Annotated in this window: 19 protein-coding genes; 12 read left to right on the top strand and 7 right to left on the bottom strand. The window is 63.3% G+C overall.

Annotated elements, in window-relative coordinates; all coding sequences use genetic code 11:
• Window positions 1-30 precede the first annotated feature (30 nt).
• From OZ411_RS17410 to OZ411_RS17395, 4 genes are all read left to right on the top strand, one after another.
• A complete protein-coding gene (locus OZ411_RS17410) occupies window positions 31-702 on the top strand; it encodes a DUF4286 family protein (protein ID WP_282528933.1) in 672 nt (223 codons plus the stop codon).
• Between the two features lie 251 nt (window positions 703-953).
• Entirely contained in the window at window positions 954-2,753 is a 1,800-nt protein-coding gene (locus tag OZ411_RS17405; protein ID WP_282528932.1) for an FAD-dependent oxidoreductase, read from the top strand.
• Window positions 2,723-4,570 carry a 2-oxoacid:acceptor oxidoreductase subunit alpha gene (locus OZ411_RS17400; protein ID WP_165421543.1) on the top strand — a complete coding sequence of 616 codons (1,848 nt, stop codon included), beginning with the start codon at window positions 2,723-2,725 and terminating at the stop codon, window positions 4,568-4,570. The genes OZ411_RS17405 and OZ411_RS17400 overlap by 31 nt, the downstream gene beginning before the upstream one ends.
• Window positions 4,571-4,700: 130 nt before the next feature.
• Window positions 4,701-5,756, top strand: coding sequence for a 2-oxoacid:ferredoxin oxidoreductase subunit beta (locus OZ411_RS17395; protein WP_130583922.1), 1,056 nt, complete (start codon window positions 4,701-4,703; stop codon window positions 5,754-5,756).
• Between the two features lie 202 nt (window positions 5,757-5,958).
• On the opposite strand, the gene OZ411_RS17390 is transcribed toward OZ411_RS17395, so the two are convergent.
• The 4 genes from OZ411_RS17390 to OZ411_RS17375 all read right to left on the bottom strand — a co-directional run bounded on the left by OZ411_RS17390 (window position 5,959) and on the right by OZ411_RS17375 (window position 12,162).
• Window positions 5,959-7,149, bottom strand: coding sequence for an ABC transporter substrate-binding protein (locus OZ411_RS17390; protein ID WP_282528931.1), 1,191 nt, complete (start codon window positions 7,147-7,149; stop codon window positions 5,959-5,961).
• Between the two features lie 238 nt (window positions 7,150-7,387).
• On the bottom strand, window positions 7,388-8,932 hold the full coding sequence (locus tag OZ411_RS17385) for a SpoVR family protein (protein WP_282528930.1): 1,545 nt from the start codon (window positions 8,930-8,932) through the stop codon (window positions 7,388-7,390).
• Window positions 8,929-10,200, bottom strand: a complete 1,272-nt coding sequence (locus OZ411_RS17380; RefSeq protein ID WP_282528961.1) for a YeaH/YhbH family protein — start codon at window positions 10,198-10,200, stop codon at window positions 8,929-8,931. The genes OZ411_RS17385 and OZ411_RS17380 overlap by 4 nt, the downstream gene beginning before the upstream one ends.
• An 18-nt stretch (window positions 10,201-10,218) precedes the next feature.
• Window positions 10,219-12,162 (bottom strand): PrkA family serine protein kinase, encoded by a 1,944-nt coding sequence (locus OZ411_RS17375; protein ID WP_130582117.1) that lies wholly within the window; start codon window positions 12,160-12,162, stop codon window positions 10,219-10,221.
• Between the two features lie 426 nt (window positions 12,163-12,588).
• Between OZ411_RS17375 and OZ411_RS17370 the strand changes: the two genes are divergently transcribed.
• The 8 genes from OZ411_RS17370 to OZ411_RS17335 all read left to right on the top strand — a co-directional run bounded on the left by OZ411_RS17370 (window position 12,589) and on the right by OZ411_RS17335 (window position 21,520).
• Entirely contained in the window at window positions 12,589-13,257 is a 669-nt protein-coding gene (locus OZ411_RS17370) for a hypothetical protein (RefSeq protein WP_282528929.1), read from the top strand.
• Window positions 13,258-13,317: 60 nt separating this feature from the next.
• Entirely contained in the window at window positions 13,318-13,767 is a 450-nt protein-coding gene (locus tag OZ411_RS17365; protein ID WP_282528928.1) for a DsrE family protein, read from the top strand.
• Between the two features lie 211 nt (window positions 13,768-13,978).
• The gene (locus OZ411_RS17360) at window positions 13,979-16,825 is read left to right on the top strand and encodes a bifunctional transaldolase/phosoglucose isomerase (RefSeq protein ID WP_282528927.1); all 2,847 of its coding nucleotides are present in this window, start codon (window positions 13,979-13,981) and stop codon (window positions 16,823-16,825) included.
• Between the two features lie 120 nt (window positions 16,826-16,945).
• Window positions 16,946-17,938 carry a phosphogluconate dehydrogenase (NAD(+)-dependent, decarboxylating) gene (gene gnd, locus OZ411_RS17355; RefSeq protein WP_282528926.1) on the top strand — a complete coding sequence of 331 codons (993 nt, stop codon included), beginning with the start codon at window positions 16,946-16,948 and terminating at the stop codon, window positions 17,936-17,938.
• 13 nt (window positions 17,939-17,951) lie between these two features.
• Window positions 17,952-19,460 (top strand): glucose-6-phosphate dehydrogenase, encoded by a 1,509-nt coding sequence (gene zwf / locus OZ411_RS17350; protein ID WP_130582121.1) that lies wholly within the window; start codon window positions 17,952-17,954, stop codon window positions 19,458-19,460.
• Window positions 19,461-19,462: 2 nt separating this feature from the next.
• Complete coding sequence (gene pgl, locus OZ411_RS17345) at window positions 19,463-20,206, top strand: 6-phosphogluconolactonase (protein ID WP_282528960.1); 744 nt, start codon at window positions 19,463-19,465, stop codon at window positions 20,204-20,206.
• Window positions 20,207-20,234: 28 nt separating this feature from the next.
• Window positions 20,235-20,711 (top strand): gluconokinase, encoded by a 477-nt coding sequence (locus OZ411_RS17340; protein WP_282528959.1) that lies wholly within the window; start codon window positions 20,235-20,237, stop codon window positions 20,709-20,711.
• Window positions 20,708-21,520, top strand: coding sequence for an HAD family hydrolase (locus OZ411_RS17335; RefSeq protein WP_282528925.1), 813 nt, complete (start codon window positions 20,708-20,710; stop codon window positions 21,518-21,520). The genes OZ411_RS17340 and OZ411_RS17335 overlap by 4 nt, the downstream gene beginning before the upstream one ends.
• Window positions 21,521-21,696: 176 nt before the next feature.
• Here OZ411_RS17335 and OZ411_RS17330 read toward each other — a convergent pair whose 3' ends face one another.
• The 3 genes from OZ411_RS17330 to malQ all read right to left on the bottom strand — a co-directional run bounded on the left by OZ411_RS17330 (window position 21,697) and on the right by malQ (window position 26,703).
• Complete coding sequence (locus OZ411_RS17330; RefSeq protein WP_130578792.1) at window positions 21,697-22,692, bottom strand: L,D-transpeptidase family protein; 996 nt, start codon at window positions 22,690-22,692, stop codon at window positions 21,697-21,699.
• 179 nt (window positions 22,693-22,871) lie between these two features.
• On the bottom strand, window positions 22,872-24,677 hold the full coding sequence (locus OZ411_RS17325) for a glycoside hydrolase family 15 protein (RefSeq protein WP_282528924.1): 1,806 nt from the start codon (window positions 24,675-24,677) through the stop codon (window positions 22,872-22,874).
• Between the two features lie 73 nt (window positions 24,678-24,750).
• The gene (malQ, locus tag OZ411_RS17320; RefSeq protein WP_282528923.1) at window positions 24,751-26,703 is read right to left on the bottom strand and encodes a 4-alpha-glucanotransferase; all 1,953 of its coding nucleotides are present in this window, start codon (window positions 26,701-26,703) and stop codon (window positions 24,751-24,753) included.
• Between the last annotated feature and the right edge of the window lie 147 nt (window positions 26,704-26,850).

Below are 26,850 nucleotides of genomic sequence, written 5' to 3'. Positions count from 1 at the left end.
GTCCGCTGAACCTGAAACTGGAGAACAACAATGCCCTTGGCCGGAAAAGGCATGCTGCTGACGTCGATGGATATCGATCCCGCCGACGAGGCCGATTTCAATCGCTGGTATGACCGCGAGCATCTGGAGGAGCGCGTGGCCATCGACGGCTTCCTGGAGGCGCGTCGCTACGTCGCACATGAGGGCAAGCCGAAATATCTGAGCCTCTACTCGACCGAGACCTTCGAGGTGTTGGACAGCCCGGCCTACCGCATCGCACTCGCCAACCAGACCGAATGGTCCAGGGCCAAGATCGCGCGCTTCAAGAACATGATCCGCGGCGTCGCGCGCATCACCATCAGCCGTGGCACCGGCCGCGGCGCAGCACTCGGCATCATCCGGCTTCGTCCGCCGGGCGATGGCAAAGAGAGGCTGCGCGAAGCGCTACGGGACCGGCTCGACCCCGCCAAGCTCGATGGGATCATCTCCATCCACTTGATCGAAAACGACCCTGCCCTGTCGAAACCGCTGACATCAGATGCGTCGAATGCCGCCGCGGGCGCCGGCGACTGGTTCGTGCTGATCGACGCCACCGATGTGAAGGCCGTCCCGGCGGCTGCGGCGCTGGTGGCTGACAACGCCGCCTACAAGCCGCTGGTGATCTCCAGCGGCATTTACCGGCTGATGTGGGACCTCGCCAAAAGCGACCTGCCTCGCGCGTGATCTGCGCCGGCGGTGTCACGAATTGTTGCACCGCCGCATAATCTTCATTGAGCCCAACGCCATACGCGTAGCTGCAGCGCGCGAATGCCTGATGTCGCGCAGAATTGGCTTGTGTGCCCGATCTGGAATGGCTCTAATAAGAGACGTCTATGATGCAATTGGAAAACCAGAAGAACGCCCGTCCGTTGAGCGTTCGCAGGCAAAGATAAGGCCGCGCATCTGACTTTGGGTTCCGCGCGGATAAGGTAGGAATGAAACCGACTGATATCTCGGCGCCGGACTACTTTCACAAAGTAGTCGACTGCCAATGGGCTTGCCCCGCACATACACCGGTTCCCGAATATATCCGTTTGATTGCAGAGGGGCGTTACAGCGACGCCTACATGATCAACTGGAAGTCCAACGTGTTCCCCGGCATTCTGGGGCGTACGTGCGACCGTCCATGCGAGCCGGCGTGCCGCCGCGGCCGCGTCGAGGAGAATCCGGTCGCGATCTGCCGCCTGAAGCGCGTCGCGGCCGATTTCAAGGACGACATCAAGCACCGTTTGCCACGGCCCGGGCCGAAGAACGGCAGGCGCATCGCGCTGATCGGTGGCGGCCCCGCTTCGCTCACGGTGGCGCGCGACCTTGCCCCGCTCGGCTATCACTGCACCGTGTTCGACCAGGATCCCAAGGCCGGCGGCATGATGCGAAGCCAGATCCCGAAATTCCGGCTCCCGGATTCGGTGATCGACGAGGAAACCGACTACATCCTGGGCCTCGGCATCGAGTTCAAGGGTGGCCATCGCATCGACAGCCTGAAGCAACTGCTGTCCGAAAACTACGACGCGATCTTCGTCGGCTCCGGTGCGCCGCGCGGCCGCGAGCTCGACATCCCCGGCCGCAAGGAAGCAGCCGCCAACATCCATATCGGCATTGACTGGCTGTCCTCAGTGTCGTTCGGCCATGTCGAGAAAATCGGCCGCCGCGTGATCGTGCTCGGCGGCGGCAACACCGCGATGGATTGCTGCCGCACCGCGCGCCGGCTCGGCGGGGCGGACGTGAAAGTGATCGTCCGCTCCGGCTTCGACGAGATGAAGGCCTCCCCCTGGGAGAAGGAAGACGCGCTCCACGAGGACATCCCGATCCTCAATTACATGGTCCCGATTGCTTTCACCCACGACAACGGCAAGCTCACCGGCGTCACCTTCCAGAAGGTGAAGGCCGAATACGATGCCAAGGGCCGGCGCAATTTGGTGCCGTCGGGCGCGCCGGACGAGACCGTGGCCTGCGACGACGTGCTGGTCGCGGTCGGCCAGGAAAACGCCTTCCCCTGGATCGAGGCCGATTGCGGCATCGAATTCGACAAATGGCACATGCCGAAGGTCGATCCGAAGACCTTCGCGTCGACCAATCCGAAAGTGTTCTTCGGCGGCGACGCTGCATTCGGCCCGAAGAACATCATCTGGGCGGTGGCGCATGGCCATGACGCCGCGCTGTCGATCCATAAGATGCTGTCCGGCGAGGACATCAACGAGCGCCCGCTGCCGGAGGTGCACATCTCTTCGCAGAAGATGGGCATTCACGAGTGGAGCTATGACAACGACATCTCCACCGACAAGCGCTTCAAGGTGCCGCATCGCGACAAGGTGATCGCGCTGAAGGACATCCGCGCCGAAGTCGAGCTCGGCTACGACCTCAAGCTCGCACTCGGCGAGGCCGAGCGCTGCCTGAACTGCGACGTGCAGACAGTGTTCACCGCGCCGCTCTGCATCGAATGCGACGCCTGCGTCGACATCTGCCCGATGGATTGCATCACCTTCACCGAGAACGGCGAGGAGGATGATCTGCGGCAGCGGCTGAAAGCGCCCTCACCGCATCACGACCAGGCGCTCTATGTCGCCGACGGCTTGAAGACCGGCCGCATCATGGCGAAGGACGAAGACGTCTGCCTGCATTGCGGGCTGTGCGCCGAGCGCTGCCCGACCGGCGCCTGGGACATGCAGAAATACCTCATCGATATGGTTCACGCGGGATCAACATGTCAGTCCAAAGCCCGATCAGCAGCGTAAACGACTTCGTCGTCCGCTTCGCCAACGTTAACGGCTCGGGTTCGGCGAGCGCCAACGAACTGTTCGCGCGCGCGATCCTGCGCCACGGCGTGCCGGTCTCACCACGCAACATCTTCCCTTCCAACATCCAGGGCCTGCCGACCTGGTATGAGGTGCGGGTGACTGAAGCCGGCCATCTCGGCGCCCGCGGCGGCGTCGACATGATGGTGGCGATGAACCCGCAGACCTGGGACAAGGATGTCGCCTCGATCGAGCCCGGCGGCTATCTGTTCTACGATTCCACCAAGCCGATGCCGTCGTCGAAATTCCGCGCCGACATCACCGTGATCGGCGTCCCGCTGACCGCGATCACCAACTCGACCTACACCGATCCGCGCCAGCGCCAACTGTTCAAGAACATCATCTATCTCGGCGCGCTGTCCGCGCTGCTCGACATGGATCCGAAGCTGATCGAGCAACTGATCGGCGAGCAGTACAAAGGCAAGGAGAAGCTGCTCTCCTCCAACGTCCATGCGCTGCATCTCGGCCGCGACTGGGCGCTGCAGAACCTGAAATGCCCGATCGGGCTCAGGGTCAAGAAGGCCGACAAGGTCGGTGACCGAATCTTCCTGGAAGGCAACAGTGCCGCCGCGCTCGGCGCGGTCTATGGCGGCGCCACGGTCTGCGCGTGGTACCCGATCACGCCGTCATCCTCACTCGCCGAAGCCTTCACCAACCACTGCAAGAAGCTGCGGCACGATCCGGAAACCGGCGAGGCGAAATACGCGATCGTGCAGGCCGAGGACGAGCTCGCTTCGATCGGCATCGTGATCGGCGCCTCCTGGAACGGCGCGCGCGCCTTCACCACGACCTCCGGCCCCGGCATCTCCTTGATGACGGAATTCATCGGCCTGTCCTACTTCGCCGAGATTCCAGCCGTGATCATGAACGTGCAGCGCGCCGGTCCTTCGACCGGCATGCCGACGCGCACCCAGCAATGCGACATCATCGCCTGCGCCTATGCTTCGCATGGCGACACCAAGCATGTGCTGCTGTTTCCGGAAGATCCGGCCGAGGCCTTCGAGTTTGCCGCGACCTCCTTCGATCTCGCCGAGCGGCTGCAGACCGTGATCTTCGTGATGCTCGATCTCGATATTGGCATGAACCATCGGCTGTGCCGGCCGCTCCGCTGGGACGATGCGCGGCAGTATGACCGCGGCAAGGTGATGACCAGGGAGATGCTGGAAGAAGGCCGCGATTTCGGGCGCTATCTCGACGTCGACGGCGACGGCATCCCGTACCGCACCTATCCCGGCGCGCATCCGACCAAGGGTTCGTACTTCACCCGCGGCACCTCGCGCGACCGCTATGCGCGCTATTCGGAGGAAGGCCCGGTCTACGCCGACAACATGCAGCGCCTGGTGCGCAAGTTCGAGACCGCGCAGGACCTGGTGCCGCGGCCGTTGCAGGCCAACGCGGCCAAGCCGACCAAATATGGCGTGATCTATTTCGGCTCGACCGCGCCGGCGATGGACGAGGCGATCGAGATTCTGGACGCGCGCGGCCACCATCTGGACCGGCTGCGCATCCGGGCCTTCCCGTTCCACTCCAGCGTCGCGAGCTTCATCGCCGACCACGATTTCGTTTACGTCGTCGAGCAGAACCGCGACGCGCAGCTCCGGCAATTGATCGTCAACGAGAACGGCATCGACCCGGTGCGGCTGGTGCCGATCCTGCATTATGACGGCACGCCGATCACCGCACGCTTCATCGCGAATGCGATCGGCGACCACCAGGACCATCTCAAGGTGACCCCTCTGCGCAAGGCCGTGTCATGACCTATGTTTTGATTTCTCCGGCGTCATGCCCGGGCTTGTCCCGGGCATCCACGACTTCCTTTTTCCCGGTCACGACGTGGATGGCCGGGTCAAGCCCGGCCATGACGAGGCAGGGACCGCAGGTGCTGTCATGACCTACATTGCAAAGCCGAAATTCCATCATCCCGGCCTCAAGAAGAACGAGCTCGGCTATACCCACCGCGATTACGAGGGCAAGATCTCGACGCTGTGCGCCGGCTGCGGCCATGACTCAATCACCGCCTCCATCATCGAAGCCTGCTACGAGCTCTCGATCGAGCCGCACCGCGTGGCGAAGATCTCCGGCATCGGCTGCTCATCGAAGACGCCGGACTATTTCCTCGGCAATTCGCACGGCTTCAATTCGGTGCATGGCCGCATGCCGTCGGTCTTGACCGGCGCCAACCTCGCCAACCGCGACCTGATCTATCTCGGCGTTTCCGGCGACGGCGATAGCGCCTCGATCGGCTTCGGCCAGTTCGCGCATTCGATCCGCCGCGGCGTCAACATGACCTATATCGTCGAGAACAACGGCGTCTACGGCCTGACCAAGGGCCAGTTCTCGGCGACCGCCGACCGCGGCTCAAAATCGAAGAAGGGCGTGGTCAATACCGACAACGCGATCGACCTGGTCGCGATCGCGCTGCAATTGGGCGCGACCTTCGTGGCGCGCAGCTTCTCCGGCGACAAGAGCCAGCTCGTGCCGCTGATCGCGGCCGCGATCCAGCACAAGGGCGCGTCCTTCATCGACGTCATCAGCCCTTGCATCGCCTTCAACAATCACGCCGGCTCGACCAAGAGTTTCGACTATGTCCGCGAGCACAACGACGCCGTGAACCGGCTCGACGTGCTGGTCGGCCGCGAGCCGATCCATGTCGACTATGCGCCCGGCACCGTGCAGGTGGTCGAGCAGCACGACGGCTCGAGGATCGCGCTGCGCAAGCTCGATGCCGATTACGATCCGCATGACCGGCTGGGGGCGATGACCTTCCTGCAGAAACACGCCGCCAAAGGCCAGATCGTCACCGGGCTGTTGTACGTCGATCCGGAAGCCGAGGATCTGCACGCCCATCTCAACACGGTGGACACGCCGCTGAATACGCTCGACGCCAAGGCGCTCTGCCCGGGCTCCGCCGCGCTGGACAAGATCAACGCCAGCCTGCGCTGAGCGCCGTACCCGGGTGGAGCGGAACGCGCAACCCGGGGCATCTGCATCCGCGTTTACCGGCGGTCCCCGGGTTACGCTTGCTCTTCACCCGGGCTACGGATCCGTAGGGTGGGCAAAGCGCAGCGTGCCCACCTTTTCTTGCACCGAATGTGGATGGTGGGCACGCTGCGCTTTGCCCACCCTACAAGTTGCGGCGCGCCCCTTACTTGTCGCTCAGCACGTCGCCGAACAGGACCCATGACTTGCCGTCGAACCGTGCCATCTGAATCTGCCGGATCGGCGTGAGGTTGGTCGGCTCGGTGGTCACCTTGATGCCCGGCAGCAGCATCGGCAGTTCGAGCCCGTTGAGGTTGGTGGCCTGCTTGATGATGTTGTCGCGGCTGAAATCGTCCTTGCAGTTCTTCAGCACCGCCGCCATCACACCGGCGACCGTATAGCCCTGCACATTGAAGAGGTCGCCGGGACTGGCATTCGGCTGATACTTCTTCATCCAGGCCGAGAATTCCTTCTGCGCGGGATCGTCGGCCCAGCGCGGATCGGTCGGATCCTTCAGGTACAGGCCGGTGACGACACCGACCGCATTCTCCAGGCCGGCCGGCTCGAGCACGGCGGACACGGAATTGGAGACGGTCGGCAGGATGACCAGCGGCTTCCAGCCCATGCCGGCGGCCTTGCGCAGCGCTTGCGCTGCGAATTTCGGCGTGGCCTCGGCGAAGAACACATCCGCGCCGGACTCGCGCATCGACACCATCTGCGAGTCGATGGTGGGATCGCTGGTCAGATAGGTCGTCTCCGACACGATCTGGCCGGCATGCTCGCCGAGCCCTTCCTTGAAGCCCTTCAGATAATCCTTGCCGGCGTCCTCGTTCGGCGTGATCACGGCGATCTTGGCGTCCGGCTTGGTCTGCAGAATGTATTTGGCGTAGAGCCTGCCTTCGAGCTCATAGGTCGGGTTGAAGCCGACGGTCCAGGGGAACTGCTTCGGCTCGTTCCACCGCGTCGCGCCCGACGAGACGAAGAGCTGCGGCACGCGCTTGATGTTCAGGTATTTCTGAACGGCGATGTTGGGCGCGGTGCCGACGGAACTGAACAGCGCCAGCACCTCATCCTGCTCGACGAGCTTGCGTGTCTGCTCCACCGTCTTCGACGGCGAATAGGCATCGTCGAGGCTGTCGAATTCGACCTTGCGGCCGTTGATGCCGCCCTGGTCGTTCAGCATCAGGAAATACGCGGCTTCCGCGCGCGCAATCGTGCTGTAGGCCGATGCGGGCCCGCTGTAGGGCGCGGTGTTTCCAAGCTTGATGGTGGTTTCGGCGCCGAGCGAAGCTGACATCATCAGCATCGAGAGCGCGGCGGAGGCGAAAGCGCCCGCCAGACATTTGCGAGTTGTCACGGTCCTAATCCTTTTTGGTTTTCTTGACCGCGCGCACCATACCAATCGCGCCAGATGAGGCAATCGCGCAAGAATTCCGCGTGCCGGCAATTGGGCGCGCGCAATCGTGATCTCAGGCAAGTGGAGGATTGTAAATTCGTAGCCCGGGTGGAGCGGAACGCGTAACCCGGGACATCAGCATCCGCCTTTGAGAGCGATCCCGGGTTACGCTCGCGCTTCACCCGGGCTACGGCAATAACTACGCCACCGCGGGCAGGATGCGCGGGCTCACGACATATTCCTTCAACACCTTGTCGTGAGTGTCGACCTCGGTGAGAACCACGTCGTAGCTCCAGAGATCGGCGAGGTGCTGCAGCACGCGCCGCGCATCGGTTTCTACCAGTTGCGATCCCTTGACCACGGTGTGGCGCAGCATCAGCCGGCGGTCGCCTTCCAGGTCGACATCGACGACCTCGATGTTGGGATCGATGAAGCCGACATCGTATTGCCGCGCCAGTTCGCGGCGCACGCGGCGATAGCCGCGCTCGTCATGGATGGCATCGACGCGGATGCCGGCGGTCTCCGCGGGATCGTCATGCAGATGGAACAGGCGCAGACGCCGCACCAGCCGCGGGCTCAGGAACTGGCCGATGAAGCTCTCATCGCGGTAGTTGGCCCAGACCTCGCGCAGCACGCCAATGACATCGCCCCTGCCCGCGATGTCAGGAAACCATTCGCGATCCTCGTCCTCCGGCTCGGTCACGATCCGCTCGATGTCCTGCATCATCGCAAAGCCGAGCGCATAGGGATTGAAGCCGGAGAAGCGGGGATCGTCGAAATCCGGCTGGAACACGACGTTGGTGTGCGACTGCAGGAATTCAAGGAAATTGCCGTCGGAAATGCGGCCCTGCTCGTGCAGCCGGTTCATGATGCTGTAATGGACGTAGGTCGCGGTGCCCTCGTTCATCACCTTGGTCTGGCTCTGCGGATAGAAATACTGCGCGATGTGGCGGACGATGCGCAGCACTTCGCGCTGCCAGGGCTGCAGCCGCGGCGCGGTCTTCTCCAGGAAGTACAGGATGTTTTCCTGCGGCAGCCCGAGCAGGATGCGGCGGCGCTCCGCGGTCAGCGCGGCCCTGGTCTTCGCGGGTCCGGTCGGCACCGTACGCCAGAGATCGTTGAAGGCGCTCTCTTCGTGCGCGCGACGCTCGCCGGCGCGTTTCTCCTCTGTGCGCAGGTCGAGCTTCTTCTTGCCGGGATAGCGATCGATGCCGTGCGACATCAAGGCATGGGCGGCGTCGAGCGTATGCTCGACCGCCCGCCGGCCGTGGCGATCCTCGCAGTGCGAGATATAGCCCTTGGCGAATTCGAGATAGTCCAGGATGCCGTCGGCATCGGTCCACTGCTTGAACAGGTAGTTGTTCTTGAAGAAATGGTTGTGGCCGAAGGCTGCGTGCGCGATCACCAACGTCTGCATGGTCGCGGTGTTTTCCTCCATCAGGTAGGAAATGCACGGCGAGGAGTTGATCACGATCTCGTACGCCAGTCCCATGTATCCTTTGCGGTAGGACGCTTCCTGAAAAGCGAAATGCTTGCCGAACGACCAGTGCTTGTAGAACAAGGGCATGCCGACCGACGAATAGGCGTCCAGCATCTGCTCGGCGGTGATGACCTCGATCTGGTTGGGATAGACGTCGAGGCCGAGCTCCGATTTCGCGATCTCCTCGCAGGCATCGTGGACGCGCTGCAGCGTGCGGAAATCCCAGTCGGCGCCGTCGAACAGCCGCTCACCTGTCTTCGTCATGGCGTGGCCTTCTCCTGCTTGCCGCGACGCTTGAACAGGTCCTGGAACACCGGGAAGATCTCGCTGCGCTCGCTCACCTTGCGCATCGCGAGCGGCGCGCCCTCGTTGCGCAAGCGCTCGTAAAGGGTCCAGAGCGAGGAGTCCGGCATGTCGAAGGTGTAGTTGGCGGCCTCGCCAACCTCGAGATAGGCAAAGAACTGGGTGACCGGGAGGATATGCTCCGTGAGCAGCCGTCCGGTCAGGAGGCTGTCGGAGGTCATGTTGTCGCCGTCGGAGGCTTGCGCGGCGTAGATGTTCCATTCAGCCGGTCTAAACCGGGTGCGGACGATATCGTGCATCGCCTGCAGCGCGCTCGACACCAGCGTGCCGCCGGAAGCCGGTCCATGGAAGAATGTATCCTCGTCCACCTCTTCGGCGCGATCGGTATGGCGGATGAACACGATCTCGACGTGGCGATAACGCCGCTTCAGGAACACGTAGAGCAGCATGTAGAACCGCTTCGCCAGGTCCTTCATGTGCTCCGACATCGAGCCCGACACGTCCATCAGGCAGAACATCACGGCTTGCGCCACCGGCTTCGGCACGGTCTCGAAACGGCGGTAGCGGATATCGATGGGATCGATGAAGGGGATCCGTTTCGCCTTGGCCTTCAGCGCCGCGATCTGCGCCAAGAGTTCGGAGCGTCGCGGCTCCGCTGCCTCGGCCGCCTCCGCCTCGAGCTCGGCGATCTGCTCCGGCCGCGGCCGGCGCAGCGCGACGCGACGCGCCAGCGCGAGCTTGACGGTGCGGCTCACCGAGATGTTCGCAGGCGAACCTGAGGTGGTGTAGCCGGCGCGATGCAGGCCTTCGCTCTCTGCCTCCGCGAGCTTGCGCTTGGCGAGGTCGGGCAATTCCAGATCGTCGAGGAAGAGGTTGACGAACTCGTCGCGGCTCAGGACGAAACGGAACGCATCTTCGCTGTCGCCCTCGCCCGGCCCCGTTCCGCGGCCACCGCCCTGGTTCGGACGCGGCAGGATATCGCCTTCGATGAACTTCTTGTTGCCGGGCAGCACCATGTCGCGGGTGCCACCCTCGCGGCGGAAGCGCGGCTCGTCCATGCCGTCGAGCGGTATCGATATCTCGCCGCCTTCCAGCACATCCTTGATGTCCCGGTCCTGCGACGTCTTCTTGACGGCTCCCTGAACCAGGGCCTTGGCCCGCCTCAAGAACCGCTGTCGGTTCTCAAGGCTCTTGCCGCCCGGATTCAGGCGCCGATCGACAATATGCATCGTCACTTTGCATCCGCCTTAGCCAGCCTGCTTCACGCGCATATACCATTCGACGAGACGGCGGACCTGGCGCTCGGTGTAGCCGCGTTCCACCATCCGCGCGACGAAGTCGTCGTGCTTCTTCTCGGTCTCGCCGTCCTTCTTCGAACCGAACGAGATGACCGGAAGCAGATCCTCGACCTGCGAGAATATCCGCTTCTCGATGACGTCGCGAACCTTTTCATAGGAGGTCCAGTTCGGGTTCTTACCACCATTATGCGCCCGCGACCGCAGCGAGAATTTGACGACTTCGTTGCGGAAATCCTTCGGGTTGGCGATGCCGGCCGGCTTCTCGATCTTGGTCAGCTCCTGGTTCAGAAGCTCGCGGTTGAGCAACTGGCCGGTGTCGGGATCCTTGAAGTCCTGATCCTCGATCCAGGCGTCGGCGTAATCGACGTAGCGATCGAACAGGTTCTGGCCGTAATCCGAGTAGGATTCGAGATAGGCCTTCTGGATCTCGTTGCCGATGAACTCCGCGTAACGCGGGGCGAGATCGGCCTTGATGAATTCGAGATAGCGCTTCTCGACTTCCTCGGGCAGTTGCTCGCGGCGGATCGAATGCTCGAGCACGTACATCAGGTGCACGGCATCGGCCCCGACCTCTATCGTGTCGTGGTTGAAGGTGGCGGCGAGCACCTTGAACGCGAAGCGCGTCGAGACACCGTCCATGCCTTCGTCAACACCTGCGGCATCACGATATTCCAGGACGCTGCGCGCCTTTGGATCGGATTCCTTCAGGCTCTCGCCGTCATAGACCCGCATCTTCGCGAACAGCGTCGAGTTCTCGTGCTTGCGCAGGCGCGACATCACCGAGAAGCGTGCCAGGGTCTCCAGCGTCGCCGGCGCGCAAGGTGCGCTGGCAAGCTCGGAACCCTGGATCAGCTTCTCGTAGATCTTCTGCTCCTCGGTGACCCGCAGGCAGTAAGGCACCTTGATGACGCAGATGCGGTCGATGAAGGCCTCATTGTTCTTGTTGGCCTTGAAGCTCTGCCATTCCGCCTCGTTCGAGTGCGCGAGGATGATGCCGCCGAACGGGATCGCTCCGATATTCTCGGTGCCGATATAGTTGCCTTCCTGCGTCGCCGTGAGCAGCGGATGCAGCATCTTGATCGGCGCCTTGAACATCTCGACGAATTCGAGGATGCCCTGATTGGCGCGATTGAGTCCGCCCGAATAGCTGTAGGCGTCGGGATCGTTCTGCGCGTAGGTCTCGAGCTTGCGGATATCGACCTTGCCGACCAGTGAGGAGATGTCCTGGTTGTTCTCGTCGCCCGGCTCGGTCTTGGAGACCGCGATCTGCCGCAGCCGAGACGGCTGGATCTTGGCGACGCGGAATTGCGAGATGTCACCGCCGAAAGCTTCGAGCCGCTTATAGCACCACGGGCTCATCAGCCCGGTGAGGCGCCGCTGCGGAATGCCGTACTTCTCCTCCAGCATTGGCCCGAGCTGATCCGGATCGAACAGGCTGAGCGGGCTTTCGAACACCGGGCTCAGCTCGTCGCCGGCCTTCAGCACGTAGATCGGATGCACTTCCATCAATGCCTTGAGCCGCTCGGCGAGCGATGACTTGCCGCCGCCGACTGGTCCGAGCAGATAGAGTATCTGCTTGCGCTCTTCCAAGCCTTGCGCGGCGTGGCGGAAGAAGCCGACGAGCCGCTCGATCGTATCTTCCATGCCGTAGAAGCCCGCGAATGCCGGATAGGTGCGCATCGTGCGGTTCATAAAGATACGGCCAAGGCGAGGGTCCTTGGCCGTGTCGATCATCTGAGGCTCGCCGATCGCAGCCAGTAGTCGTTCTGCCGCATTCGCATATCGCATCGGATCACTTCGACACGACTCGAGATATTCAGCCATCGACATATCGCTCTGGCTTCGAGCCTCGAACGACCTAGCGAAAGCGTTGAACAGAGAATCGTTGTACATGATCCCTCTCCACGGTATGTTGCGCCGCCTTACGAGAACGAGCCGGTTTGCCGAAACGTTCCTCGAATCACGGTCGGCATGCTGGAGCTATTGGACACTCGCCAGCCTCCCTTCCGCAATGCGCGGCGCAAGCAGCCGCTGCCTTATCAACAAGCAGCCAGCCTAATAGTTCATCAAAAACGCGATTTGTCATTTACTTTCTTGACCATGTAGCTGGTCCGCCACATCCGTGATTCTACCGGAGGACCGACAAAGACCAGGCTTCCCTGCCATCAGCAAATGCCTTTCTGACCGCCTTTCGGCTGCCATCGCGCAGCTCCTTCACGCCCACGAACTGCCACAGGTTTGAACGCATCCGGCTTCTGCCGCGACTAAGTCAAACCCGTCAGCACATCGTGACGCGGCATCGTCGGCGCGTCGATCGAGGTGGCGTGTATCATTTCATATAGATCGCTTGCGTTCGCTGAACAGATCATGAAGCGTATTTTATTCTCCGTTCATCTAGTTGTCGCAGCCGCAATGCTCGCGGGAATTAGCCACAGTCACGCCGAAGATGGCGTCGACAGCGCCAAGACCGCAGCTTTCGACAACAGGATATTCGCGGGCCCGCTCGCCGAAAAGACCTACGCCTGCTTCGTGCGCCGTTATGACGCCAGTCATCTGGCGCAACATCTGAAGCAGAAAGTCAGCGCGATGAAACTGTTGGTGACGGCGGAGAACGCGCGGGAGGAAAAAACCACCAGCTACTCATTCCGCCTTGGAATTAAGTACCATCACCGCACCGGCAATTTCGACTCCAGCAGCTTTTGCGGCCATGTTGTCACAGAGGACGCGCGCAACGAAATCCGTTTCGGCTGCGGCGTCGATTGTGAAGGCGGCGGCATTAATGTGGCACTGTCGAAAGACGACAAGCCCACCATCATCCGCCTTGAGCGGATCAGGATTTGGAATCGCGACAAGCCGGACCAAGAGGCCGAAGACGCGCTCATCGCCGGCGCGGACGACAAGATCTTTCGCGTCGATCGCGCAGACGCGGAAGAATGTGCCGAGCTTGTGACCGACCGCCGGGAACTCGCCGCCATCAGACACAAATGATACGCTCGCGAAGTGGATCATACGCTCGTCGGCCAGCCAACTCAATCGAGGGAGGGTGCCATGCATCGACGCAGCATCTTGTGGGGCGCGGTGTCAGGCTTAGGCGCCCTTGCCGGCTCACGCGCCCGCGCCGCCACCGAGGCGCCATCGCCTCTCGCCAAGCTCAAGGTGGTCTATCACCCGAGCGACCTCGATAAGGTCAACTTTGTGCTCGGCAACATCCAGAACCATTTCGACGGCGTCGGCGGGCCCGAGAATGTTACCATTGCGCTGGTGGTCCACGGACCGGCGCTGCGCGCCTTCCATTCGGCCGCCGCCAATCCCGACCTGTCGCGGCGCGTCCAGCAGTTTTCCGGGGATGGCGTCGAGCTTGCCGCCTGCGGCAATACCATGAAATCGCAGAATGTCAGCCTGAAGGAGCTCCTCCCCGGCTTCGTGGTCGCCGACAAAGGCGGCGTCGTCCGCCTCGCCGAGCTGCAGTCGCAGGGCTACCTGTATCTCAGGCCGTGAACAGTGCACCGCACCGTCATAAAATTGTTCAGAGTTCGCGGTTGCATCGGATCAAATCCAAGGGATCAAACCGGTCCGGGTGGAGTTGTCTCCTTTTGATGCGCATATTCGCCTTAGGCAGCCCTTTCCGCCCCGTGTTGACAATCCGGTCCCGCCCCAGAAAGCTGCTGGGGAACCCGTCCACCGACCCGATCAAGCAGAAACAGGCATCATGAACCCCGTCAAAACACTCGAAAGCCACGGCCAGTCGGTATGGCTGGATTTCCTCGCCCGCGGCTTCGTCGCCAAAGGCGACCTCAAGAAGCTGATCGACGAGGACGGCGTCAAAGGCGTCACCTCCAACCCGTCGATCTTCGAGAAGGCGATTGGCAGCTCGGACGAATATGACGGGGCGATCGGCCATGCGCTGAAGAAGGGCGATCGCCCGGTCGCCGAACTGTTCGAGCATCTGGCAATCGAGGATATCCAGCACGCCGCCGACGTGCTGCGACCGGTCTATGACCAGCTCAACGGCAAGGACGGCTTCGTCAGCCTCGAAGTGTCGCCCTATCTGGCGATGGACACCAAGGGCACCATCGCCGAAGCGCAGCGGCTCTGGAAGGAGGTGCGGCGCAAGAACCTGATGGTGAAGGTGCCGGCGACGCCGGAAGGCCTGCCCGCGATCGAGCACCTGATCGGCGAAGGCATCAGCATCAACATCACGCTCCTGTTCTCGCAAAAGGTCTATCGCGAGGTGGCGGAGGCCTATCTGAAGGGCCTGGAGAAATACGTGAGCGCCGGCGGCGACCCATCGCACATTGCGAGCGTGGCGAGCTTCTTCGTCAGCCGCATCGATTCCGCCGTCGACAAGCAGCTCGACGACAAGATCGCGAAGGCCAACGATCCCACCGAGAAGGAGCGGCTAGCGTCGCTGAAGGGCAAGGTCGCGATCGCCAACGCCAAAATGGCCTACCGGGATTACAAGCAGATCTTCGCCGGTCCGCGCTGGGAAAAACTCCTGGCAAAGGGTGCCAAGCCGCAGCGGCTCTTGTGGGCCTCGACCGGCACCAAGAACAAGGAATATAGCGACGTCCTCTATATCGAGGAGCTGATCGGCCCCGACACGGTCAACACCGTGCCGCCGGCGACGCTCGACGCCTTCCGCGACCATGGCAAGGTGCGCGACAGCCTCGAGGAGAACGTCGAGGACGCGCAGCGTGTGCTCGACGAACTGGAGAAGTCCGGCATCTCGCTGGACGCGATTACCGCCGAGCTGGTCAAGGACGGCGTCAGGCTGTTCGCCGATGCCGCCGACAAGCTCTATGGCGCCGTCGCGTTCAAGCGCGCGACCTCGCTCGGCACCGGCATCGACGGCCAGAAGCTCAAGGTCGGCGGCGAGCTTGCCAAGGCAATCGAAGAGAATACCGAGGAATGGCGCGCCTCGGCCAAGGTCCGCCGGCTCTGGCACAAGGACAAATCGGTCTGGACCGGCGAGGATGAGGACAAATGGCTGGGCTGGCTGACCAGCCCGGCGAAGGCCGACATCGCCGACTATGAGGATTTCGCCGAGCGCGTGAAGGGCCAGAAATTCACCGACGCGGTCGTGCTCGGCATGGGCGGCTCCAGCCTGGGGCCGGAGGTGCTGGCGGAGACCTTCGCCAAGAAGACCGGCTTCCCCAAGCTGCACGTGCTCGATTCCACCGACCCGGCGCAGGTGCGGGCGATGGAAGCGGCGGTCGACATCTCCAAGACGCTGTTCATCGTCTCCAGCAAGTCCGGCGGCACCACCGAGCCGAACGTGATGAAGGACTATTTCTTCGACCGTGTCTCCAAGGTGATCGGCGCCGCCAAGGCCGGCCACCGCTTCATCGCGGTGACCGATCCCGGCTCGTCGCTGGAGAAGACCGCGAAGCGGCAGGGCTTTGCCCGCATCTTCTACGGCGAGCCCACGATCGGCGGCCGCTACTCGGTGCTCTCGCCGTTCGGTCTGGTGCCGGCCGCTGCCGCCGGCTTCAATGTCCGCAGCCTGATCAAGCATACGCTGTCGATGGTGCGCTCCTGCGGCGCCGACGTGCCGCCGCACGAGAACCCGGGTGTGCAGCTCGGGCTCGCGATGGGGCTCGCCGGCCTCGAAGGCCGCGACAAGGTGACGATCACCTCGTCCAGGAAGATCGCCGATTTCGGCGCCTGGGCCGAGCAGTTGATCGCCGAATCCACCGGCAAGGACGGCAAGGGCCTGATCCCGGTCGACGGCGAGACGCTGGGCGAGCCTAGTGCCTATGGCGACGACCGCTTCTTCATCGACCTCCGCACCGAGGGCGAGGACGACGCCGAGCATGACGCCCTGCTGGACGCGCTGGAGCAGGCAGGCCATCCCGTGGCCCGCATCGTCCTGCCGTCGATCGACCATATCGGCCAGGAGTTCTTCCGCTTCGAAATCGCGACCGCGGTGGCGGGTTCGGTGCTCGGCATCAACCCGTTCAACCAGCCGGATGTCGAGGCGGCCAAGATCAAGACCCGTGAACTGACCGCAGCCTTCGAGAAGACCGGATCGCTGCCGGCCGAACAGCCGGTGGTCTCCACCGCCGAGGCCGACCTCTACACCGACGGGCACAACGCCGCCGAGCTGCGCAAGGCCGGCGCCGACGGCACGCTCGGCTCCTGGCTGAAGGCGCACCTGTCGCGCTCGCATCGCGGCGACTACGTCGCCCTGCTCGCCTATATCGAGCGCGACGCGGCGTTCATCGACGCGCTGCAAAAGATGCGGCTCGCCGTGCGCGACAGCAAGCATCTCGCCACCTGCGCCGAGTTCGGACCGCGCTTCCTGCACTCGACCGGCCAGGCCTACAAAGGCGGCCCCGACAGCGGCGTGTTCCTGCAGATCACCGCCGACGATGCCGCGGACCTGCCGGTGCTGGGCCAGAAGGCAAGCTTCGGCGTCATCAAGGCGGCGCAGGCGCGCGGCGATTTCGACGTATTGACCGAACGCGGCCGGCGCGCGCTCCGCGTCCATCTCAAGGGCGGACTGGGCCCGGCGCTGGCCACGCTGGACGCTGCGCTTAACGAAGCCCTCAACTAGAGCAGGATGAGATTGGATCGAGTACCGACCAAGATCGAGCTGCGCCCCTCTCCCGCTTGCGGGGGAGGTGAAGCGAGCTCCAGTTTTCGGAATCGTGCTCAACAGTAAGGACATGAGAACATGCAGCTCGGCATGATCGGCTTGGGGCGGATGGGTGGCAACATCGTCCGCCGGCTGATGGCCCACGGCCACAGCGCCGTGGTCTACGACAAGGATCCGAAGGCGGTCGCCACGCTCGCCGCCGACAAGGCCGCCGGCTCCGCCTCGCTGGAGGAATTCGTGCTCAAGCTGGAGCAGCCGCGCACCGCCTGGGTGATGCTGCCGGCCGGCAAGATCACCGAGGCGACGATCGACGCGCTGTCGAAGCTGATGCAGCCGGGCGACACCATCATCGACGGCGGCAACACGTTCTGGCAGGACGACGTCCGCCGCGGCAAGGCGCTGAAGGAGCGCGGCCTGAACTATGTCGACGTCGGCACCTCTGGCGGCATCTGGGGCATCGAGCGCGGCTACTGCATGATGATCGGCGGCGAGAAATCCGTCGTCGATAGGCTCGACCCGATCTTCAGCACGCTCGCGCCCGGGATCGGCGACATTCCGCGCACCCCGTCCCGCGACGGCCGCGACCCCCGCATTGAACAGGGCTATATCCATGCCGGCCCCGTCGGCGCCGGGCATTTCGTCAAGATGATCCATAACGGCATCGAATACGGCCTGATGCAGGCCTATGCCGAGGGCTTCGACATCCTGAAGAACGCCAAGAGCGAGGCGCTTCCGCCAGATCACCGCTTCGATCTCGACATCGCCGATATCGCGGAGGTCTGGCGCCGCGGCAGCGTGATCCCGTCCTGGCTGCTCGACCTCACCGCGATCGCGCTCGCCGAGAACGCCACCCTCGATAATTATTCCGGCTTCGTCGAGGATTCCGGCGAAGGCCGCTGGACGGTCAATGCCGCGATCGACGAGGCGGTGCCTGCGGAAGTGCTGACGGCGGCGCTGTTTGCCCGCTTCCGCTCGCGCAAGGACCACACCTTCGCCGAGAAGATTCTCTCCGCCATGCGCGCCGGTTTCGGCGGCCACCGGGAGCCGCCGCAAGGCGCCAAGAAGAGCTAGGGAAGGCTTAACGATGACGAACGGTCACGCGCAAAAGAAACCCGACCCCTGCTCTTTCATCATTTTCGGCGTCACGGGCGACCTCGCGCACCGGCTGGTGATCCCTGCCCTCTATAATCTCGCCGCGACCAACCTGTTGCCCGACAAATTCTGCGTCGTCGGCGTTGCCCGCGGCGGCATGTCGAACGCGGATTTGAGCGCAAGCCTGATGAAGGGATTGCGGCAGTTCGCAACCCGCCCGGTCGACGAGGCCATCGCCAAGCGCCTGTTCGACTGCGTCACCGCGGTTGAAGCCGACCCGAAGGACCCTGCGTCCTTCGACGAGATGCGGGTCCAGCTCGACAAGGCGGAAGCCGCGCGTGACACCGGCGGCAACCGCCTGTTCTACCTCGCGACGCCGCCGGGCGCCTTCCTGCCGATCACCAGGGAGCTCGCCCGCACCGGCATGCTGAAGGAGAACGGCTATTGGCGGCGGATCGTGATCGAGAAGCCGTTCGGCACGAACCTGGACTCGGCGAAGCACCTGAACGCCGAGTTGCTGAAGCTCGTCGACGAGCATCAAATCTACCGGATCGATCACTATCTCGGCAAGGAAACCGTCCAGAACATCCTGGTGCTGCGCTTTGCCAACGGCATGTTCGAGCCGATCTGGAATCGGAATCATATCGACCACATCCAGATCACCGTCGACGAGAAGCTCGGCGTCGGCCATCGCGGCAGCTTCTATGATTCGACCGGCGCGCTGCGCGACATGGTGCCGAACCATCTGTTCCAACTGATGTCGCTGGTCGCGATGGAGCCGCCGATCCGCTTTGACGCGCATTCGGTGCGCACGGAGAAAGCCAATGTGCTGGCCGCGATCCAGATCCAGAGCGAGCAGGAGGCGTTGCACAATTCAGTGCGGGGGCAGTATCGCGGCGGCAAGATCGGCGACACCGCGATCGAGGACTATTGCAAGACCGCGGACGTCAAGCCCGGCAGCACCACCGAAACCTATGCTGCCCTCAAGCTCATCATCGACAATTGGCGCTGGGCCGGCGTACCGTTCTATCTGCGCACCGGCAAGGCCCTGGCCGCCAAGCGCACCGAGATCGCCATCAAGTTCAAGCAGGCGCCGTTCGCGATGTTCCGCGACACGCCGATAGACCAGCTCTCGCAGAACTACCTCGTGATCTCCACGGAGCCGACCGAGGGCATCGAACTGCAGTTCAACACCAAGGTTCCCGGCCCGACCATCAACATCGACGGCGTCGAGATGAAGTTCCGCTACAAGGATTACTTCAAGGCCGAGCCGTCGACCGGCTATGAGACGCTGATCTATGACTGCATGATCGGCGACAACATCCTGTTCCAGCGCGCCGACAGCGTCGAGGCCGGCTGGCAGGCCGTGCAACCCTTCCTCGATGCCTGGAAAAAGACCGGCGGCGCCGGCCTGCAACCCTACAAGGCCGGCTGCGAGGGCCCTGAGGCCGCCAACGCGCTTCTGACCCGCGACGGCCGTAGCTGGCGAAAGCTGGGTTGACGATGACCGCCGTCGGTCGCCGCCAGATCATCGTGGTCGCCGATCCCGCGGCGCTGGCGAAGGCCGCCGCCGAGCGGGTGCTGGCGCGGATGGCCGCGAACGGCGGCCGGATCGCGATCTGCCTGACCGGCGGATCGAGCCCGAAAGCGCTTTACCAATTGCTTGCGACCGAGCCGTACCACGCCAGGATCCCGTGGGACCGCGTGCACTGGTTCATCGGCGACGAGCGCTTCGTGCCGGTCGACGACCCTAGGAACAACATGGCGATGGCGCGGGGGGCATTCCTGGATCGCTACGCGCCCGCCCCCCACATCCATCCGATCCCGACCTATGCCGCCAGCCCCGATGAAGCGGCGGAACGCTATGCGCGCGAGCTGAAATCGTTCTACGGCGCGGAGGCGCTCGACGCAGCCCGTCCGCTGTTCGACCTGGTGCTGATGGGCATCGGGCCGGACGGACACACCGCCTCGCTGTTTCCGAACTACCCGGCGATCGAGGTGATCGACCAATGGGTGGTCGGCGTGCCCAAGGCCAATGTCGGACCGTTCGTGCCGCGCGTCAGCCTGACTTTGCCAACGCTGTCCTGCTGCCGCGAAATGCTGTTCGAGGTCGCCGGCAAGGACAAGCGCGCAATCCTGACCCGCGCGTTGTCCGGCGAGAACCTGCCGGCGAACCGCGCGCAATCCATCGGCGAGACGGTCTGGTTGATCGACGAGGCGGCGCGGCCGGAGAATTTTAGTGGCTGATCCGGCGACCTTCTGCGCCCTCGTCGTGATGGGCGTTTCCGGTTCAGGCAAGAGCACGATCGGCGAGACGCTTGCGAGGCGGCTCGGCTGGCGTTTCGAGGACGGCGACCGCTTTCACCCCGCAAGCAACGTCGCGAAAATGAGCGCAGGCCAGCCGCTCACCGATGACGACCGCCGCCCCTGGCTGCAGGCGATCGCCGACGAGATCGACCGCGTCTGCGAGGCAGGCCAGCGTGTGGTGGTCGCCTGTTCGGCGCTGAAGCATGGCTACCGCGAGATCCTCCTGCATGGACGAAGTGACGTCGGCATCGTCTTCCTCAACGGCACCGAGGCGCTGATCGCGGGCCGGCTCGCCCAGCGCAAGGGCCATTTCATGCCGCCGGGCCTCCTGGCGAGCCAGTTCCAGACCCTGGAGCCGCCGAGCCTAAGCGAACATCCGATCACCGTCTCGATCGACGCCACCGTCGACGCCATCATCCGCCAAATCAAACCGGTAGTCCCATGACCCGCATCGCCCTGCTCGTTTCCGACGTCGACGGTACGCTGCTGACCAAGGAAAAGGTTTTGACCGACGCCGCCCGGGAAGCCGCGCAAAAACTGCATGCGGCCGGGGTCGGCTTCACCATCGTCTCCAGCCGTCCCTCGATCGGCATGGGATTCCTGATCGAGCCGCTGTCGATCACGCTGCCGGTCGGCGCCTTCAACGGCAGCTCGATCATCGATCCGCAGCTCAAGCCGGTCGAGCAGCACCTGATCCCGCCGGCGACCGCGCGGCGAAGCATCGAGCTGCTGCGCGAATTCGGCGTCGACATCTGGCTGTTCACCAACGACCGCTGGCTGACGGCCAATCCCGACGGCGAATATGTCGCGCACGAGCGGCACACCATCCGGCACGACCCGACCATCGTCACGGATTACACGCCCTATCTCGACCAGGCCTGCAAGATCGTCGGCGCATCTTCCGACGCCCCGCTGCTCGCGCGCTGCGAAACCGCGATGCAGCAGGCGGTCGGCACCGAGGCGACCGCCGTCCGCTCGCAAACCTATTATCTCGACGTCACCCCGCCCGGCCACGACAAGGGCACCTTTGTCGAGGCGATGGCAAAACGATTGGGCATTCCGACCGAGGCGGTGGCGACCATCGGCGACATGCGCAACGATTTGCCGATGTTCGCCCGGAGCGGCGTTCAGTTTGCGATGGGCAACGCCACCGATGAGGTCAAGAGCCAGGCCAAGTTCGTGACCGACAGCTACGAGCGCGACGGCTTCGCCAAGGCGATCGAGATGGTATTGAACTATAACGAAACCGCTTGACCAACCCCATCACCGCTGTCGTTGCTGCGAAAGCAGGGACCCATAACCACAGGGAGATGTTGTGGCGCGAGCAAGCAGTTGCAGCGGAGCACACAACAACGCCCTGTGGTTATGGGTCCCGGGTCAAGCCCGGGACGACATCGTAATTGTGGAGGCGCCGTCGTTGCAATCGCCGCTCAGCTCTCCTTGTTGTCCGCGCCCTCGACGAAATCCACCGGCGTCTCTTTCTTGACGCTCGCACCAAGCAGCGTGGCATCCCAATTGGTCAGGCGGATGCAGCCATGGGATTCCGATTTGCTGATCTTCGAGGGTTCGGGCGAACCATGGATTCCGTAACCTTCGCCCGAAAGCCCGATCCAGTATGATCCGACCGGATTGTTCGGGCCGGGCTTGATGATGAACGGCCGCTTGGCGTGCACGCCCTTGAACCTATAGGCCGGGTTGTAGCGGTAATAGGGATTGGCGTCGGACGAGATCACCTTGAGCGTGCCGCTCGGCGTCGGCTTGTCCTGGCTGCCGACGGTTGCCGGAAAGAACGCAACCAGCGCGCCGCCGCCGTCGAAGGCCTTGACGGTCTGCCGCGACTTGTCGACCTCGATCCGGGCCACGCTCAGCTTGAGCCGGGGATCGCGACCGTTGACGACAAAAATGGTCTCGCCGGCCCGGTCGAACTTCTTGCCGGGATTGAGCTGGGCGAGCAGCCCCTCGCTCATGTGGAATCTCTCCGCAAGCGCCTCGCGCGCGCTTTTGTAGCCGAGCGCCGGCAGCGATTTCATCGCCTCCAGCCTGGCGGGAATTCTCCTGACAAACGGTCCTTTCACATCCTTCTGGGAGATCGTGTAGCTCGTGATGACGTCGCCCTGATTGGTCTCGTTCAGCTTCGCCCAGATCTCCGGGGTGAGCGTCTTCTGAAACGTCAGGCCCTTGGCTTCCGCGAACGCCTGCAGCGCCTTCCGCGTATTCTCGGCAAACTTGCCGTCGATCTCTCCGGGCGAAAACAACGCGCGCTCGAGCAGCACCTGGGCCTTGATGATTGTCGCGTCGGCCTTGTCCTCGGCCGCGGGGCGAGCCCGGTACCCGGCATTGTTGATCGCGGCGACATCGAGGCCGGCAGCGAACGCCGGCCCTGACAGCCAGCACGCAAACAACGCTGCGGCGAACAGGCGAGCCATTGCCGATCCTCCAACCAGAGCATGATCCGGAAAAGTGGAAACCGGTTTTCCGAAAAGATCATGCTCAAACAAAGAGATGAGATCATGATCCGATTTCGTTCAATCGGATCATGATCTGGATATTTGCAACAATGATCGACGACCCCGCGGGTTCCGTCGCGGGAGGCCCAGGCGGCAGCCTATTTCGACCGCTGCACGGCCGGTTTCTCCGCCGCCCGCTTGGCGTCGCTCAGATTGTGCGCGGTGTTGATCAGCGCGATATGGGTCAGCGCCTGCGGGAAATTGCCGGTCTGGCGGCCGGCGATGGCGTCGAATTCTTCGGCCAACAGGCCGAGGTCATTGGCGATCGCGATGACGCGATCGAACAGCGTTTGGGCCTTCCCGACCTCGCCCGCGAGCACATAGGCGTCGGCGAGCCAAAGGGTGCAGGCAAGGAAGGCGCCTTCGATCGGCTGCTTCTCGTCGGAGACTTCGCGCGGGTCGTGCCGCATGACGAAGCCGTCGCGGATCAGGTATTGCTCGGTGGCGGCCAGCGTGCCGAGGATCCGCGGATCGGTCGGCGGCAGGAATCCAACCGCCGGCAGCAGCAGGACGCTGGCGTCCAGCAGTTTCGAACCATAGGATTCGACGAACGAATTGAGCTCGATGTCGAATCCTTTGGCACAGACGTCGCGGTGGATGGTCTCGCGCAGCACCAGCCATTTGTCGAGCGGTGCCTTGAGGCCGAATTGTGCGACGCTCTTGATGCCACGGTCGAACGCGACCCAGGTCATCACTTTCGAGAAGACATAGTGCCTGCCCTCGCCGCGACGCTCCCAGATGCCGTTGTCCGGCCGGTCCCATTCTTCCGCAAGGTGTTCGAGCACGGTGCATTCCAGCGACCAGCTCCGCTCGTCGAGCTGCAGCTTCGCCACGCGCGACTGATGGAAGGCGTCGATCAACTCGCCGTAGACGTCGAGCTGCAACTGCGCATGCGCCGCATTGCCGATACGAACCGGCTGCGCGCCCTCATAGCCGGGCAGCCAGAGCGCTTCCCATTCCAGAAGCCGCCGCTGGCCCATGATGCCGTACATGATCTGCATGTTGGCCGGCGATCCCGCGGCCGCGCGCAACAGCCAATTGTGCCAGGCGAGCGCTTCCTCGGTATAGCCCGAGTTCATCAGCGCCAGCAGCGTGAAGGTCGCGTCCCGCAGCCAGCAATAGCGGTAGTCCCAGTTGCGCTGGCCGCCGAGTTTCTCCGGCAGCGAGGTCGTGGGCGCCGCAACGATGCCGCCGGTCGGCGCGAAGGTCAGCGCCTTCAGGGTGATCAGCGAGCGCAGCACGAGGTTGCGGGCAAACCCCTCATAGGTGCAGCGGTTCGACCATTCAGTCCAGAACGCCTCGGTGTCCTGCAAGGCCTGCGCGGGATCGATCGGCCCCGGAACCGGCAGATGCGAGGGTCCATAGGTCATCACGAAAGGCACGGTCTCGCCTTCGCCGACCGTGAATTCGGCCACCGTGGTCATGTCCTGTCCGCGGGTCTGGACCGGCGAGCGGAGCACGATCATGTCCTGCCCGGCGATCGCCAGCAGCGCCGATCCGTCCTCGCTCTTCTTGACCCAGGGAATATCAGTGCCCAATCCGAAACGGATGATCAGCTCCATCTGCAGCTTGACGCACCCCTTCACGCCGCGCACCAGCCGCACGACGTCGGAAGCCTTGCCGCGCGGCGGCATGAAGTCGATCAGCTCGACGACACCGCTTGCCGTCTCGAACCGCGTCTCCAGGATCAGCGTGTTGTCGCGGTAACGGCGGGAGGTCTTGATGATGGCCTCGGCCGGCGCGATCTGCCAACGGCCATGCCGGTTGTTGCCGAGCAGTGCGGCGAAACAGGCGTCGCAATCGAAGGCGGGCCAGCACAGCCAGTCGATCGACCCGTCACGACCGACGAGTGCCGCCGTCTCGCAGTCGCCGATCAGTCCGTAATCTTCGATCCTGCAAGACACGGTGGCGACTGCTCCCTCTTTATTTGAGCATGATCTTTTCGGAAAACCGGTTTCCACTTTTCCGGACCATGCTCTAGGTTGATGTGGACGACCGCTCGCGGGTGGCGTTCTTCAGCGCTTCGACATCGATGGCGGAGGCGATGTGCTCGATCGACACCGGCAGCCGCCGCCGCCAGTTCGGATGTTCGTCGACGGTGCCGGGAATGTTGGGCTGGTCGACCAGGCCGAGCAAATCCTCCAGCGAGATCGTCAGCAGGCGGGACCTGGTCCGGGAGAGGAAAGCGGCCACCGAATAAAGATCATGGCGGTCGACGCCGTTCCGGCGCAGCAGCTCGTCCAGCATGCCCAGGGCACGCCAGCGCGCCTCGTCGCTTTCGCCCGGATCGATCCCGAGCGAACGCTTCAGCTTCAAATCGCTGAACGAGCGCCAGCCAGCATAGGTCGCAAGATCATGGGTGTTGAAGGTGACGAGCGCATTGGCGGCGTAACGGTCGATGCCGCGAAACGCCCCGCTGTCGTCGCGCTCGAACATCATCACCAGATAGGACCAGATGCCCCAGTCGTTCATCTGCTCGCGAAAACCTTCCGGCACGGTGCCGAGATCCTCGCCGATCACGACGCAGCGATGCGCCACGCTCTCCTGCGCGGTCGCGGCGAGCAGCGCCTCGAACGGCATCTGCACATAAGCGCCATTCTCCGGGCCGAAGCCTTGCGGCACCAGATAAAGCCGCTTCAAGCCGAGCACATGGTCGAGCCTGATCGCGCCGGCATGGCGCATCGAGGCGCGCAGCATTTGCCGATACGGCTCGAAGGAACGCATTTCGAGGCCGGCGGCGTTGAAGCCGGCAAGTCCCCAATCCTGCCCGGCGGTGTTGAGCGGGTCCGGCGGCGCGCCGACGCCGAGCAGGCGCGAGATCGCCCCCTGCTCGTTCCAGGCATCGAAACCGTCGGACTGCACGCCGACGGCGACATCGAGATAAAGCCCGACCTTCATGCCGAGCTGGTGCGCTAGCGCCTTGCATGCCGCAAGCTGCCGGTCAGCGTTCCATTGCACGAATTCGACGAACTCAATCTCGCCGAAATCGGCGCCCTTGCGCAGGCGGCTGCACTTGCCGTCGTCCGGCCGCCGCCATTCCTCCGGCCATTCCCACCAGGGCTGATTGAACTTTTTCCGCAAAACCTCGAAACAGGCGAAGCGCGACAATAGCGGCCCGCGCTCGGTCCTGAAGCGTTCGAAGTCCTGCCGGCGCTCGAGTGTCGGGCTTGCCTTGAAGTTGGCGAATGCCGAGCGCAGCGCCTGCCATTTTGACGCCGCAACCGCACGATAGTCGACGATGTCCCCGGCGCGCAGTTGTGCGAGCTTGTCCTTCGCGCTGGGGTCGGCGCGGAATTCCGGCAGCTTCTCAACGTCGACATAGAGCGCGTTGAGGAACAGCCGGCTGTTCGGCGAATAGGGGCTACAATCACTGGGGCGGTCATCGAACAGCGCATGCAGCGGGTTAAGTCCGACACCACCGGCACCCAATTGATGGGCGAGTTCGATCAAGCCCCGCAGGTCGGTGAAATCGCCCATTCCCCAATTGCGCGCGGAACGCACGCTGTAGAGCTGAACCGCGAGCAGCCAGCAGCGGGCGAAATCGCCGCCAAAGGCGCGTTCCGGTGCGACAATCAGCGGCAGCTCTTCGGTCGATCCGGCAGCGTCGTTCAGGCGGAGCTGGTACACCCCGACCGGCAGATCCCGCGGCCAGGATATCGTCCGGTCGCCCGCCTCACCCTTCGCCATCATTTTGCCACCGGCGGAAATCGTCCATCCGACCGGCAACTTGGCGTCCGTCGAAAGCTCCGATGGCGCGGGGCGACCGCGCCGCACGACAACAGGCTGTTCGATCCACCGGCGCGGCTCGCGCGGCGGCAAGGCGTCGAGGATCGTTTTCAACGCAGCCGCGTCTGTCACACGGCGGTGGCCCTGACCGTCGATATATTCGGTCGTAATTCCGAGGTCTCTGGCTTTGGCGTAGGGGTCCATTCGGCACGCGCTTTGCACGCAACCCGGCAAGCGCGGGTCACGAAATTATGTAGATGCAGGAAGGGGATAGATGATGTTTAACTCGCTGTCCTCCCAGCCGTTCCATGGGAACCAATGTCCCATGAGCGGCTTTCTATATCAGTCCGG

The sequence above is a fragment of the Bradyrhizobium sp. Arg237L genome, assembly GCF_029990105.1.
Classification (GTDB): domain Bacteria; phylum Pseudomonadota; class Alphaproteobacteria; order Rhizobiales; family Xanthobacteraceae; genus Bradyrhizobium.
The sequence above is the reverse complement of the archived record's forward strand: the minus strand, read 5'-3'. Positions and strand labels throughout refer to the sequence as shown.

Coding starts and splice junctions, on each gene's coding strand:
- OZ411_RS17410 (WP_282528933.1), top strand. CDS start 31: ATGCCCTTGGCCGGAAAAGGCATGCTGCTGACGTCGATGGATATCGAT.
- OZ411_RS17405 (WP_282528932.1), top strand. CDS start 954: ATGAAACCGACTGATATCTCGGCGCCGGACTACTTTCACAAAGTAGTC.
- OZ411_RS17400 (WP_165421543.1), top strand. CDS start 2,723: ATGTCAGTCCAAAGCCCGATCAGCAGCGTAAACGACTTCGTCGTCCGC.
- OZ411_RS17395 (WP_130583922.1), top strand. CDS start 4,701: ATGACCTACATTGCAAAGCCGAAATTCCATCATCCCGGCCTCAAGAAG.
- OZ411_RS17385 (WP_282528930.1), bottom strand. CDS start 8,932: ATGACGAAGACAGGTGAGCGGCTGTTCGACGGCGCCGACTGGGATTTC.
- OZ411_RS17380 (WP_282528961.1), bottom strand. CDS start 10,200: ATGCATATTGTCGATCGGCGCCTGAATCCGGGCGGCAAGAGCCTTGAG.
- OZ411_RS17375 (WP_130582117.1), bottom strand. CDS start 12,162: ATGTACAACGATTCTCTGTTCAACGCTTTCGCTAGGTCGTTCGAGGCT.
- OZ411_RS17365 (WP_282528928.1), top strand. CDS start 13,318: ATGCATCGACGCAGCATCTTGTGGGGCGCGGTGTCAGGCTTAGGCGCC.
- OZ411_RS17360 (WP_282528927.1), top strand. CDS start 13,979: ATGAACCCCGTCAAAACACTCGAAAGCCACGGCCAGTCGGTATGGCTG.
- gnd (WP_282528926.1), top strand. CDS start 16,946: ATGCAGCTCGGCATGATCGGCTTGGGGCGGATGGGTGGCAACATCGTC.
- zwf (WP_130582121.1), top strand. CDS start 17,952: ATGACGAACGGTCACGCGCAAAAGAAACCCGACCCCTGCTCTTTCATC.
- pgl (WP_282528960.1), top strand. CDS start 19,463: ATGACCGCCGTCGGTCGCCGCCAGATCATCGTGGTCGCCGATCCCGCG.
- OZ411_RS17340 (WP_282528959.1), top strand. CDS start 20,235: ATGGGCGTTTCCGGTTCAGGCAAGAGCACGATCGGCGAGACGCTTGCG.
- OZ411_RS17335 (WP_282528925.1), top strand. CDS start 20,708: ATGACCCGCATCGCCCTGCTCGTTTCCGACGTCGACGGTACGCTGCTG.
- OZ411_RS17330 (WP_130578792.1), bottom strand. CDS start 22,692: ATGGCTCGCCTGTTCGCCGCAGCGTTGTTTGCGTGCTGGCTGTCAGGG.
- malQ (WP_282528923.1), bottom strand. CDS start 26,703: ATGGACCCCTACGCCAAAGCCAGAGACCTCGGAATTACGACCGAATAT.